This is a genomic window from Ignatzschineria rhizosphaerae (assembly GCF_022655595.1).
GTDB classification, from domain to species: Bacteria; Pseudomonadota; Gammaproteobacteria; order Cardiobacteriales; family Wohlfahrtiimonadaceae; genus Ignatzschineria; species Ignatzschineria rhizosphaerae.
The window spans coordinates 713,483-727,364 of record NZ_CP093379.1; the positions used below are offsets into that span (position 1 = coordinate 713,483).

10 protein-coding genes are annotated in these 13,882 nt (G+C 39.5%); 3 read left to right on the forward strand and 7 right to left on the reverse strand.

Annotated elements, in window-relative coordinates:
• Positions 1-468: 468 nt before the first annotated feature.
• From MMG00_RS03105 to topA, 7 genes are all read right to left on the reverse strand, one after another.
• Entirely contained in the window at positions 469-1,746 is a 1,278-nt protein-coding gene (locus tag MMG00_RS03105; RefSeq protein ID WP_242151262.1) for a cytosine deaminase, read from the reverse strand.
• An 8-nt stretch (positions 1,747-1,754) separates the two neighbouring features.
• Entirely contained in the window at positions 1,755-2,984 is a 1,230-nt protein-coding gene (codB, locus tag MMG00_RS03110; protein ID WP_242151265.1) for a cytosine permease, read from the reverse strand.
• 454 nt (positions 2,985-3,438) lie between these two features.
• Entirely contained in the window at positions 3,439-4,587 is a 1,149-nt protein-coding gene (dnaJ, locus tag MMG00_RS03115) for a molecular chaperone DnaJ (protein ID WP_242151268.1), read from the reverse strand.
• Positions 4,588-4,902: 315 nt separating this feature from the next.
• Complete coding sequence (gene dnaK / locus MMG00_RS03120; protein ID WP_242151271.1) at positions 4,903-6,819, reverse strand: molecular chaperone DnaK; 1,917 nt, start codon at positions 6,817-6,819, stop codon at positions 4,903-4,905.
• A 171-nt stretch (positions 6,820-6,990) separates the two neighbouring features.
• Entirely contained in the window at positions 6,991-7,704 is a 714-nt protein-coding gene (locus MMG00_RS03125; protein ID WP_242151273.1) for a YggS family pyridoxal phosphate-dependent enzyme, read from the reverse strand.
• Positions 7,705-7,896: 192 nt separating this feature from the next.
• Complete coding sequence (locus tag MMG00_RS03130; RefSeq protein WP_242151276.1) at positions 7,897-9,273, reverse strand: sigma-54-dependent transcriptional regulator; 1,377 nt, start codon at positions 9,271-9,273, stop codon at positions 7,897-7,899.
• Positions 9,274-9,407: 134 nt separating this feature from the next.
• The gene (gene topA / locus MMG00_RS03135; protein ID WP_242151281.1) at positions 9,408-11,915 is read right to left on the reverse strand and encodes a type I DNA topoisomerase; all 2,508 of its coding nucleotides are present in this window, start codon (positions 11,913-11,915) and stop codon (positions 9,408-9,410) included.
• A 175-nt stretch (positions 11,916-12,090) separates the two neighbouring features.
• On the opposite strand from topA, the gene MMG00_RS03140 reads away from it, so the two are divergent.
• From MMG00_RS03140 to tsaD, 3 genes are all read left to right on the forward strand, one after another.
• Positions 12,091-12,237 (forward strand): hypothetical protein, encoded by a 147-nt coding sequence (locus tag MMG00_RS03140; RefSeq protein ID WP_242151284.1) that lies wholly within the window; start codon positions 12,091-12,093, stop codon positions 12,235-12,237.
• Positions 12,238-12,278: 41 nt separating this feature from the next.
• A complete protein-coding gene (locus MMG00_RS03145) occupies positions 12,279-12,659 on the forward strand; it encodes a diacylglycerol kinase (protein ID WP_242151287.1) in 381 nt (126 codons plus the stop codon).
• 203 nt (positions 12,660-12,862) lie between these two features.
• A complete protein-coding gene (gene tsaD, locus MMG00_RS03150) occupies positions 12,863-13,879 on the forward strand; it encodes a tRNA (adenosine(37)-N6)-threonylcarbamoyltransferase complex transferase subunit TsaD (RefSeq protein ID WP_242151289.1) in 1,017 nt (338 codons plus the stop codon).
• Positions 13,880-13,882: the final 3 nt, after the last annotated feature.

Consider the following 13,882-nt stretch of genomic DNA (forward strand, 5'->3'; position numbering starts at 1 on the left):
GATTCTCCTAATGTAAGAGTGGGTTAAAAATTATTAATTCTGATGTCTGATTTCATTATACCCAAGTTTACTGCTATTTACAGTCAAGAGCCTGAAGTAGGTCATGAAATTGGTATTTAAATTATGACTGAAAGATTAAAAATACACCACAACAATATTATATCATTGATAAAGGCTTCTATTTTTTGAGAAAATGTAGAGATAAAGTATTGAATGTTTTTATTTTAATTCATGAATATCATTAAAGTTTTATTAAAAAAGATTCCTTGAGCAGTAGGTAAAGATTTTTTAATCCATTTATAGTGAAATCAGTTTTAAAAACTGAGCGGGCCATATAATAGTGTTAATTCTGAGTCTGATTTTGCTAAAAGGTATGAACTATTAAAATCAGAAGAAATATCAAACTAAAATAATAAAAAAGCTCCACTTTTTAAGTAGAGCTTGTGTCCATTTTAATAAAAAGATTATTTAGCGGCGAAACGTCACGCGCTCTGTATCATTGAGCATAATATGTGTTTCTGGCAGAGTTGTTTCTGCTAGAATTTTCCCTTTACGAATAGAGTAGCGCGTTGGGACTTGGCGGCGAAGTGCGTCAAAACCATTTTCTGCAGGTAAAATAATACAGTTTGCAGATTTACCGACCTCAATGCCGTAATCTTGAAGATGTAACGTTCGGGCGCTATTTTCAGTAATGAGATTTAAGCCATTATTGAGCTCTGGGTACCCCATCATTTGTCCTACATGCATTCCCATATGTAGGACTTGTAGCATATTCGCCGTACCAAGAGGATACCAAGGATCAAAGACATCGTCATGGCCAAAGCAGACATTTAATCCTGATTTTAGGAGCTCTTTAACACGCGTCATTCCACGACGTTTAGGATAGCTATCAAATCGACCTTGAAGATGGATATTTACTAAGGGATTTGCCACAAAGTTAATGCCTGAGAGTCTAAAAACACGGAAAAGACGTGATGCATAAGCATCATTATAAGAGCCCATTGCCGTTGTGTGGCTTGCCGTTACTTTTGCGCCAATACCATCGCGGTGTGCAAATGCGGCCACAGATTCAACAAAGCGAGATTGTTCATCATCAATTTCATCACAGTGAATATCAATTAAGCGATCATATTTATTTGCAAGTTCAAATACATATTTTAAAGAGTCCACCCCATATTCACGAGTAAATTCAAAATGAGGAATGCCACCAACGGCATCAGCCCCCATCTTCATTGCCTCTTCCAGAAGCTCTTTACCATTTGGAAATGAGAGAATCCCTTCTTGAGGGAAGGCTACAATCTGCACGTCAATAAAATCTCGAATCTCTTCTTTAAGTTCAAGCATTGCTTTGAGGGCTGTTAATGTAGGGTCAGAAACATCAACATGGGTTCTAACATGTTGAATACCGTTAGCGATTTGCCATTTTAAAGTGGTGAGTGCTCGGCGTTTTACATCAGCCTCATCGAGCATTGCTTTTCTTTCTGCCCAGCGTTCAATCCCTTCAAAGAGAGTACCTGACTCATTCCATTTAGGTTCACCCGCTGTTTGGGTAGTATCAAGATGAATATGAGGTTCAATAAAGGGAGGAATCACCAAGCCTTCTTCAGCATCAATGATTTTCAGATCTTCCCCTAAATCAAGGGTAGAGTCTTGTGGGATAATTTGGCTAAATTTGCCATCTTTCATGATGATTTGCCACAAGCCATCTTGATGGCGAAGGCGAGCATTTTGAATCATTGTTGTCATAGTGACTCCTATCGAATATGGTTTTTAGCGCCGATGATTTTTTCAAGCAACACGTAAGTGATAAGGCTTGCTATTACTGAGTTAAGAGGAACAATTCCATTGAGAGAATAACTCGCAATAACACCAGAAGCGACAGCGATAATCGCATTCCAGTTTACAAAGATATCATTCATTTTAGCAATTTCTGTGTAACGTTGGCGGTTCATAAAAAAGTCCGCAATTAAAATGGTTCCAATGGGAGGAATAGCTGAAGATAAAAAGACGAGCCAATCGACAAAGTTATTATAGAGCCACAGAGAAGTAATCGTTCCGATAAAGCCTAAAATCATTGAGAGTTTACGGCTAGAAACTCCTGTGATACTCGAAAAACCTAAGCCAGATGCGTAAAGCGCATTATTATTAGTCGTCCAGATGTTTAAGCCTAAGATAATAATTGCTGGAATAATGAGTCCTTGAAGAAGCATGACATCAAAAATATCGGCCTTTCCAAGCGCTAACGTTCCCATGGCACCAAAGATAAACATCAGAGAGTTACCAATAAAAAAGGCAAGAACAGCCACAATGATTGCCGTTTTAGCATTTTTACCAAATCGTAAAAAGTCAGCGGTTAAACTTCCGGCACTAATAAAAGAACCAATCACAATGCTAAGCGCACTTGCCATTGTTAAAGGATTAGTCGGTTCAATTGTCGCAAGTACTTTTATGCCACCGACAGAAGAGACCGCCTCCCATACAGAATAAACGCCAAGAATAGTCATAGAAGGGACAGCTAGAATGGAAAGAGCGGCAATTGCACCAATTCCAAAATACATAGTTCCCGTCATTAAAGCGCCGGCAAGGATGATGAGTAAATAGAGATTAATGCCAGTTACCTCACTAACAGGGATGACGAACATAGCAACCCCCACTCCAAACCAGCCTACTTGTGTGCCCGCAAGAAGAAGGGAGGGGAGCCAAGCACCGCGGCGACCAAAAGCATAACGTGCTAAAAGATGCGTTGTTAACCCTGTTTTGACCCCAATAAATCCTAAAAATGCGGTATAAATGGCGAGAAATGAGTTACCAATGATAATGGCGATAAAGAAATTATTAAGATTCAGACCAGCGCCAACTCGTCCACCTGCTAGCATGCTTGCTGAGAAAAAGGTGAGTCCTAGCATAATAAATGCCAGAGATAGTAAGCTTTTTCGTTGGTTTAAAGGGACGGTTCCTTGGCTATAATTGACATCTTCAGACATCGTGGTTCACTCCATGTAAAAATTAATTTTATTAAAAATAGATGAGTGCTTTGCCACCTTTGTTATTGCTGTTTCCTGGGCACAAAACTTCCATATCATAAACTGTATTTAAAATTTGTGAAGTTTTTTTATCGACAATATTTTAAGCAAGTTTGTGGCTGTTTAGTGAAACATTATCAGATCTATCTTTTAAAGGGTGAAAGGAAGAATGAGGATTTTTATAAAATTGATTAAGTGGATAGTCATTTGAGAGGAGTTCGTTTTTATAAAAATCATTCCAAAATCATTCCAAAATTATTAAAAACTGGAAAAGGAGTGTAGAGAAGAGCATGGTCTTTAAGGGGAGTTTTTTTGTAGTAAATATTTAGACTTAAGTTTAATGTGAAAAAAGATCGGACATAAAAAAAGCTTCCAAAAAACTTGGAAGCTTTTAACAAAGAGGCTAGGTAATAGATTACTTACCAAGATCTTCAAAGAATCGTTTTGCTTTATCTAGCCAACCGTTTTGTTTTGGAGCATGGTTTTCTCCAAGTGTTTCGCCAAATTGGCGGAGCATCTCTTTCTGTTCATTACTGAGTTTTACCGGCGTTTCAACTTTAATAGAGCAGTAGAGATCCCCTTGCATGCCGCCGCGTACAGGTTTTACCCCTTTACCGCGGAGTCTAAAGACACGATCTGTTTGAGTTTCTGCGGGGATTTTAAGATTGACTCGACCATCAAGCGTTGGGACTTCAATCTCTCCACCTAATGCCGCTGTTGTAAAGCTTACCGGTACTTCGCAGTAGAGATTTTCATCTTCACGAGTAAAGATCGCATGTCTTTTTACGCGGATTTGAACATATAAGTCCCCATTAGGACCTCCATTTTCACCCGCTTCGCCTTCACCAGATAAGCGGATTCTATCACCCGTATCAACTCCGGCTGGGACTTTGACTTCAAGGGTTTTATTTTTCTTCACATTACCGCTACCATGACAGTGTGTACATGGATTGGTGATTTTCTTACCACGACCATGACAGTCAGGGCAGGTCTGTTGTACAGAGAAGAATCCTTGAGAAACACGAACTTGACCGGTACCATGACAAGTTGGGCAAGTTATTGGTTCAGAGCCTTCAGCTGCTCCTGAGCCATTACAGTAATGGCAATGGACGGTTGTAGGTACGGTAATGCGGGTTGTGGTACCAAATACGGCTTCTTCTAAAGTAATATCAAGTTGGTAGCCAATGTCATCACCACGATAGGCGCGTGGCCCACTACTACGACCACCGCCGCCACGGCCACCAAAGATATCACCGAACATATCACCAAAGATATCACCAAAGTCACCGCCGCCGCCAAAACCTCCAAAGCCGCCTTGACCGCCACCTGCTTGACCATTAACACCCGCATGACCAAACTGGTCATACATACGGCGTTTCTCCTCATCAAAGAGGACTTCGTAAGCTTTTTGGACTTCTTTAAACTTCTCTTCGGCTTCTTCTTTATTGTCTACGTTACGGTCGGGATGATATTTTCCCGCAAGACGTCTATAAGCTTTACGAATCTCATCTTGTGTCGCTGTTTTAGACACTCCTAAGACTTCATAATAATCGCGTTCCGACATATATGCTTATTCCTTACTGTTAAATCTGCTAATTTTGTCATTAATCACCAAATACATGGTGAGAGTGATCGATAGTATGATTCGATCTTGGTAACTAGAGTGCAAGAGATCTAGTTTATTTATGTTTTGATAAATATCTGGGGGATATTAAAACATATTATCGATCGGGAAACTTATTTAAATATCCTGATTGATAAGAGGTCTTATTATCGTGGTTGATATTCTATTTTTTAAGCCTCAATCATCGTAGGGCGCTACTATAAAAGAGGATACCTCTTTCGAGGTATCCTGATTTACTATCTAATTTAAGATAAATTATTTATCTTTTTTCTCATCTTTTACTTCTTCGAACTCAGCATCAACAACGTTATCGTCTTTTGCTTCTGCCCCTTCAGCACCTGTTTCTCCGCCTTGTTCTGCGTATGCTTTTTGTGCTAAAGCGCCTGCTAGCTCTGTTAATTTTTCAGTTTTAGCATTGATATCTTCAAGATCATTGCCTTTAACTGATTCTTTGAGCTCTTCGATTGCAGCTTCAATCGCTGTTTTCTCAGATTCTTCAACTTTTTCAGCTAAATCTTTTAATGATTTTTCTGAAGCGTGAATCATCTGCTCAGCCATGTTACGAGCTGATACTAACTCTTGGAATTTCTTATCTTCTTCTGCAAATTTCTCGGCATCTTTAACCATTTTCTCGATATCATCTTCAGATAAACCAGAGTTAGAACGGATCTGGATAGATTGCTCTTTACCTGTTGCTTTATCTTTTGCAGATACATTCATAATACCGTCTGAGTCAATATCAAAAGTAACTTCGATTTGTGGTGTGCCACGTGGTGCTGGTGGAATATCCGCAAGATCAAATTGACCAAGTGAATGGTTCTGTGCAGCTTGTGGGCGCTCCCCTTGAAGTACATGAATTGTCACAGCAGGTTGGTTATCTTGTGCTGTTGAGAATACTTGACTTGCTTTTGTTGGGATTGTGGTGTTTTTCTCGATGAGTTTAGTCATCACGCCGCCCATTGTCTCAATACCAAGCGATAATGGTGTTACGTCAAGAAGAAGAACATCTTTCACATCCCCACCTAAAACCCCACCTTGCACTGCCGCTCCTGATGCAACAGCTTCATCTGGGTTTACATCATGACGAGGCTCTTTACCGAAGAACTCTTTTACCTTCTCTTGAACTTTCGGCATACGCGTTTGACCACCAACGAGAATAACATCGTTGATTTGGCTCGCTGAAAGACCTGCGTCTTTAAGAGCTATACGGCATGGCTCAAGCGTACGATCAACAAGATCTTCCACTAATGCTTCAAGTTTTGCACGGGTCATTTTAATATTTAAATGTTTAGGACCTGTGTTATCTGCAGTGATATATGGAAGATTGATCTCTGTTTGTTGTGCTGAAGAGAGTTCAATTTTCGCTTTTTCACCGGCATCCTTTAAGCGTTGAAGCGCTAATGGATCATTTTGTAAGTCAATACCTGTCTCTTTTTTGAATTCAGCTACAAGGTAGTTGATGATTGCGTTGTCAAAGTCTTCACCACCTAGGAAGGTATCTCCATTTGTTGAAAGAACTTCAAATTGCTTATCACCATCAAAGTCCGCAATTTCAATGATTGAGATATCAAATGTACCACCACCTAAGTCAAATACTGCAACTTTACGCTCGCCTTGTGAATCTTTATCAAGACCATATGCAAGCGCTGCCGCTGTTGGTTCGTTAATGATACGTTTTACATCAAGACCTGCAATTTTACCCGCATCTTTTGTTGCTTGACGTTGTGCGTCATTAAAGTAAGCAGGAACAGTGATGACTGCTTCTGTTACTTTTTCCCCTAAGTATTTTTCAGCAGTCTCTTTCATTTTCATCAGAACTCGTGCTGATACTTCTGGCGGCGCCATTTTTTGATCTTCTAATACTGAAACCCACGCATCGCCATTGTCAGCTTTGATGATAGAGAACGGAACGATTTTGCTATCTTTCTGAACTTCTGCATCATCAAAACGGCGACCAATAAGACGTTTGATAGCATATAGAGTGTTTTTAGGATTCGTAATCGCCTGACGTTTTGCCGGCTCACCTGTTAAAACTTCATCTGGAGTATATGCCACAATTGATGGGGTTGTGCGATCGCCTTCGGCGTTTTCAATAACACGAACCTTGTCGCCTTCCATTACGGCAACACATGAGTTAGTTGTACCTAAGTCAATACCAATAATTTTAGCCATTATTAAATTTCCTTTAATCTATGTTTTTTTAATAGTGTTTTTTTGCTAGCAATGAGCTTATATCGTAAGTAAGTCATTTCTATGTCTGAATACAATATGGGAACAAAAATTCAGACTTCAAGGAAATTTATAAAAAAAATTAAAATTAATTTGTAAAGTGAATCGTTAATATTACGATCTTGCTCCAAAAATATCGCTACCAACTCGGATAATAGTGGCACCTTCAAGGATTGCAAGTTCTAAATCCTGACTCATTCCCATGGAGAGGTCAATTGCTGTTTTGGCTAATAAACCTTCAGAAATCATCTTGTCACGTAAGGTTTTAAGTTCCGCAAAACCACGGCGGATGATCATTTCATCATCAGATTGTAGACCGATAGTCATCAAACCTCTAATAGAGAGTTGGCTAAAGTTAGTCATCTCTTTTAAAAAATCAGGCAGTTCTTCCGGCATCAATCCTTGCTTATTAGGATCTCTACTACTGTTTACTTGAATCATAATGCTACGCTTTAAGTCATGATCAAGGGCATATTGATTGATTCTACGAGCAATACGAATACGATCAACGCTTTGAATGCAATCGGCAATAGCCGTCACTTCATTGACCTTATTACCTTGCAGGGCGCCGATAAAATGAGTCTCTCTTGGAGTGATGGCTGTTTGTGCCTTTGATAGGAAGGGCGCTTTTTCAACAAGCTCTTGGGCTCTATTTTCACCAATGAGTCCATATCCTAATGCTATTGCTCTATTAATTAACTCAGGAGAGCGGGTCTTAGTCGCAAGAAGCAATGATATCTCTTGAGGATCTCTTCCTGCGGATAATGCTGCCTTTTCGATGCGATGATTGATTTGTTGAATATTATTGAGTAATTCATTATCAGTCATGAGGTAGATCTCCAATAATCATCTATTGATAGGGTGAACTATTGAGAAGGCTAAAGCGTTAATTTATTATATTTCAATAGCCTATCTGTATTGTTATTTGAATAAAAAAGGGCTGAAAGTAATTATTAAGCCCTCAATTGCCGATCTATCTTGTAGATCTTTTTTTATGTATAGATGCGTTTATAGCATCAATTAGTAACCTTTTTTAGGATCGATATCGAGTGATTTAAGTTTGCGATAGAGGTTTGTTCGCTCCATTCCTACAAGCTCTGCAAGATTGGCAATATTCCCCTCAGATCTCTCGTATTGTGCGATAAGGTACGCTCTTTCAAATTGTTCACGCGCTTCTCTTAAAGGCAGGTGTAAAAGTAGATGATCTGTAATGGCTAAAGGATCATTTTGCTCCATTTTAAGATCATGTTCTAAAGTACTATTTACCTCTTCTAGTGTGACTTCATCGCTTTTTCCAAGTACTAATAGACGTTGGATAATATTTTTAAGCGCAAGATTATTGCCCTTCCAGTGGTGGTTGCGGAGTCTATTTTGCGCCGCAATTGAAAAGTGACGATAGGTAAGATGTTTGTCTTCTACAAAGTGATGGACATAATAGCTAATTAATTCAGGAACATCTTCAGGGTGCTCAGAAAGAGAGGGGATTTCTATTACAACAACATTAATAAGATGCCATAAGCCTTCATTAAAATCGCCACTATCAACCAATGAATAGAGGCTAGGCTGCGCTGAGAAGAGGTAGCGAATATTAGAAGCTGTTAAAGTCCCTGTTTGTGGATGAAGATAAGATTTAGTTTGTAAAAGATCATAGATTAAACGCTGTGTCTGTTCATCGGCTTGTTCAAGGTTGCTTAAGTAAAGAGTGCCGCCTTCTACAGATTGTAATAACTGTGAGCGTTTTTCGGTATTTTCAATGAGCTCTTTAACCTCATTGAGGGTTAAAGAATTAAAACTTAACTCTAAAAATGGGGCATTTTTTTGTTGAGAGTTGGTATGAATATAACTTGCAATGCCGGCAATTTCAGAACCAAAGGTATGAATGAGCAAAATATTAGAATCTGATTTTGCAGCTTCTTTTAGCTTTTGGCGTAGCGTATTCATCATAGGGCTTCTGCCAATAGGTTCAAATGGTTTGATAGGGAGCGGATGGATTCTCTCTTGTTGAAAGGTCGGCGGCGCTTCTTGAGATTCTGCTAATGTCTTTTCAACCACTAATAAGAGTTTTGCAAGCGTTAGGGGTTTTTCAAGAAAATCAGCCGCGCCAAGTTTTGTTGCTTCAATGGCGTGTTCTAAAGTCCCATGGCCGCTCATCATAATTACAGGACAATGTAACTCCCCATTATCATGCCAAGCTTCTAACAGAGAGATTCCATCAATATCAGGCATCCAAATATCAAGGAGAATAAGATCAGGCTCACGTTTAGCTTTTAATGCTTTGGCTTCTGCACCATTGTAGGCCATTGCAACTTCATAGCCCTCGTCCTGTAAAATATCACTTACGAGGTTGCAGATATCTTTTTCATCATCAATGATCAGAATGTAGGGTTTATCTTGCATATAAATTACTGTCTCTTAGCTATTTTATGGTTGATATAAAAGGGTAGCTCAATCTAATAAAAGCATCTCTAGTTGAGTGAGCGACTAGAAAGAAAAAAGGGAGTTTAAAAACTCCCTTCCTAGTATATCGAAGATTACGAATCTTTTTCAGTTGTTGTCTTCTTTGCGGCGGTTGTTTTTTTAGCCGTTGTTGTTTTTGTGGCAGGCTTCTTCGCTGTTGTGGCTTTTGTAGCAGCCTTCTTAGTCGTTGCAGTTTTAGTAGTCGCCTTTTTAGTGGTCGTTTTCTTCGCCGCAGGCTTTTTTGCAGCGGCTTTTGTGGTCGTCTTTTTAGCAGCTGCTTTACGACGACCTTTTGCCGGCGCTTTTTCTAAAAGCTCTTTACACTGTTCAAGCGTTAATTTTGCAGGATCTTCATCTTTGGGGACTTTAGCGTTTTTACTACCATCAGTGACATAAGGTCCAAAGCGGCCATTGATGATCTCAATAGTGACATCACCATCTTGGAAGGAGCCGATAAATTTCGCAGCTTCTGCTGCTTTATGTGCTTCGACAATCTCCATCGCTCGCTCAAAGGTAACGCTATAAGGGTCATCTTCTTTAAGTGAAACAAATTTACGAGTGCCATATTGGATATAAGGACCAAAGCGTCCGATATTTGCACGAATATCATAACCATCTTCCGCAGTTCCTAAAACTCGAGGCAATCTAAAGAGCGCCATCGCTTCATCAAAGGTGATGGTATCAATACTTTGTCCCGGAAGAAGAGATGCAAAGCGCGGCTTATCTTCATCATCTTTATCCCCAATTTGTGCAAAAGGTCCATAACGACCAACACGAACAGAAACAGGCTTACCGCTCTTAGGATCCTCTCCTAAGACTTTAGCTTGCGCGACTTCTGCGCGGGTAACATTCTCTTCAACAAAGTCACATTGGGCAATAAAAGGTGTCCAAAACTCTTGAAGTAGTGGTACGCGTTCACGCTCGCCGCTTGCGATCTCATCAAGGTCATCTTCCATTTTTGCCGTAAATTCATAATCGACAATCCGGGTAAACTCGGCGCTTAAGAAGCGAGAGACAATTTTACCCATATCAGTAGGCGTGAAGCGGCGATTATCGAGAATCACATATTCACGATTTTGTAGAGTCGAGATAATTGAGGCGTAAGTTGATGGACGACCAATACCAAACTCTTCTAATGATTTTACAAGTGATGCTTCCGTATAGCGAGGTGGCGGCTCTGTAAAATGCTGGTTAGGATTGATAGCTTGAAGGTCGATCTGATCACCTTCTTTCATCTCAGGAAGAATACGATCTTCCTCTTTTTGATCCTCTTTTTCATCATCAACATCTTCAAGGTAGATGCTCATAAATCCAGGAAATGCAATCGTTGAGCCAGTTACTCTAAAGGTATGAAGGCCTTTTTCACCAAGATCAATCGAGGTGGTATCCATAATGGCTGATTTCATTTGTGAAGCGACTGCTCGTTTCCAAATAAGCTCATAAAGTCTAAATTGATCCGATGTCAGATGCTCTTTCACAGCTTCTGGTGTTCTAAAGACAGATGTTGGGCGAATCGCTTCATGCGCTTCTTGTGCATTTTTTGCTTTTGTTGTGTATTCGCGTGGGGATTTTGGTAAATATTCAGCCCCATGTTTGCTACCAATATATTTACGGATATCTTCAAGCGCTTCATTTGAAAGAGTGACAGAATCTGTACGCATATAGGTAATAAGACCAATGGTTTCACTACCAAGGTTAATCCCTTCATAGAGATCTTGTGCGGTACGCATTGTTCTAGAGGTGCTAAAACGTAGCTTTCTAGAAGCTTCTTGTTGTAGTGTTGAGGTCGTAAAGGGTGCCGCTGGATTACGTTTACGTTGTTTCTTTTCAACATTATAAACAGGAATGTTTTTCCCAAATTTTTCTAGTAAGGTTTTTTGAACCTCAGTAGCGGCTTTCTCATCAGTGAAGGTAAATTGCTCAACTTTTTCGCCTTTATATTCTGTTAAACGGCCTGAAAAAGTGGATTTCTCTTTTGCCATATCGGCAAAGATGGACCAATATTCTTGGGAGATAAACGCATTGATTTCATCTTCACGCTCAACAATCATGCGAAGTGCTGGTGATTGTACGCGGCCTGCTGAAAGCCCTGGGTTAATCTTTTTCCATAAAAGCGGCGAGAGATTAAATCCCACAAGATAATCAAGTGCCGTACGAGCTTGCTGCGCTTCTACTAAATCCATATCCACTTGTCGGGGATTTGCAACGGCATGTTCAACAGCACTTTTGGTAATTTCGTTGAAGACAACGCGTGTAATTTTTTTGCCAACAAGTGCCCGTTTTTCTTTTAAATATTCCAAGATATGCCATGAGATCGCTTCACCCTCTCTATCCGGGTCCGTTGCGAGCATAAGATTTTCAGCATCTTTTAAAGCTTTCTCAATAGCAGCTAAATGTTTTTTGTTCTGTGGAATAACTTCATATTTCATCGAAAAGTTATCATCAGGATCGACAGAACCCTGTTTACGAATTAAAGCGCGTACATGACCAAAGGAGGCAAGAACCGTAAAGTTCTTTCCTAAATATTTTTCAATGGTTTTCGCTTTTGCGGGGGACTCAACAATAACTAATGATTTGCTCATTTAATTTCTCAATTATTCCTACGATTGTTTATTTTAATTTTATAGTTCAAAGGGACTCGGATTTGCTACAATATCAAATTCAGTATTTGGAAATGAAGTAGTAGTTTGAGTAATTTACTTTAAGATTTCAAGCGATCTCTTTAAATTAACGTTAAAAAGTAGAATTTATATCACTATGTATTACGAACAGAAAAAATCAAAAAGATCTTTTAAGTGGCTCTATTTAATCCTTATTATCGCCTTTATTGTCTGGGTGATGCTTGATGATACTGATAAGGAGAGTGAATCAAATCAGATCATCGAAGTACAGCTCCCTAGATAGGTTTATTTAATCCTAACTTAAATTAAGTACTATTTATATATATGTCAGAAAAAATGAATAAGCCAGGAAAAAAAGGATTTGCGCGAATTATTGCGGCAACTGGTTACTCTTGGCAGGGATTAAAAGCCGCCTATCGAAATGAGGCAGCTATCCGTCAAGAGCTATTAGCCGGCATTGTGGTGATTCCTCTTGCAATCTATTTGGCAAAAACAGGTGTTGAATTAGCGCTCCTTGTAGGGAGTGCTTTGCTTGTTTTTTTAATGGAGCTTATTAATTCTGCAATAGAGGCGATTGTTGATCGAATTGGCGCTGAGTATCATCCTTTATCAGGGCAGGCTAAAGATATTGGTTCAGCTCTTGTGATGGTGGCAATGATAATTGCGGCTATTGTCTGGGGTGCGATTCTTTTTTATCCCACATAAAAGAAGGAATGAATTTAAAAAGCTATTAAATAATAATAGAAAATATTATTATAAAAATGGTGTGAGCTATGCTTTGTGTTAGGAAATAATAAGCGCTTATAAATTAGCGCTAACGAATAGAATATGTGCTTAGAAGTAGATGTATTAATTATAAATAAAGAGGAAAGCCGGGATGGTTTTTCAAAGTAGAGTAGAGGCAAGCTGTGATTGTATTAGGGATAGAGAGTTCTTGTGATGAAACGGGTGTCGCAATTTATAGTGGCGAAAAAGGCCTATTAGCACACCAATTATATTCACAGATTGCTTTGCATGCACAATATGGTGGCGTTGTTCCAGAGCTTGCATCCAGAGATCATATTCGTAAATTACCACTTTTAGTCAATGCGGCAATAGAAGAGGCTGGAATTAATTTTTCTGACCTTGAAGGTATTGCCTTTACAAGAGGGCCTGGGCTTATTGGCGCCCTAATGGTGGCGGCGACTTATGCACAAGGATTAGGGCTTGCACTTAATATTCCTATTTTAGGGGTAAATCATATGGAAGCGCATCTTATGGCGGTCATGCTTGAAGAGCGTAAGCCTGAGTATCCGTTTGTGACATTATTAGTCTCGGGTGGACATACGCAGTTAGTGTTAGTTAAAGCATTTGGCGAGTATGAGTTATTAGGTGAGAGTCTTGATGATGCAGTAGGCGAGGCATTTGATAAGACGGCAAAAATTATGGGGCTTCCTTATCCAGGGGGACCAGAGCTTGCAAAGCTTGCACAAGAGGGTGATGCTTCAAGGTATGAGTTTCCAAGACCGATGCTCAATAGACCCGGGCTTGAGTTTAGCTTTAGTGGTATTAAGACCAAGGCGTTACTAACGATTGAGAATGCCACAAAAGCTGATTACCCAGATATTGCCGCAGGTTTTCAAGAGGCATTAGTGGATACTTTGATTCAAAAGTCATTAAGAGCATTGAAGCAAACAGGGGCAACAGAATTAGTAGTTTCAGGTGGTGTTGGTGCTAATAAGCATCTGCGAGCAGAGTTAAGAAGGCTTGCTGAAACGCTCGGATTTAATGTCTATTTTCCTAGAGCAGAATTTTGTACAGATAATGGGGCAATGGTTGCTTATCTAGGATATGAAAGACTCTCGCGTGGAGAAGTTTCTACAGAAGTGAAATTAAAAGCCCGTTGGCCGATTGATCAAGTTTCTCAATATATTGAAAGCGAGTAATTA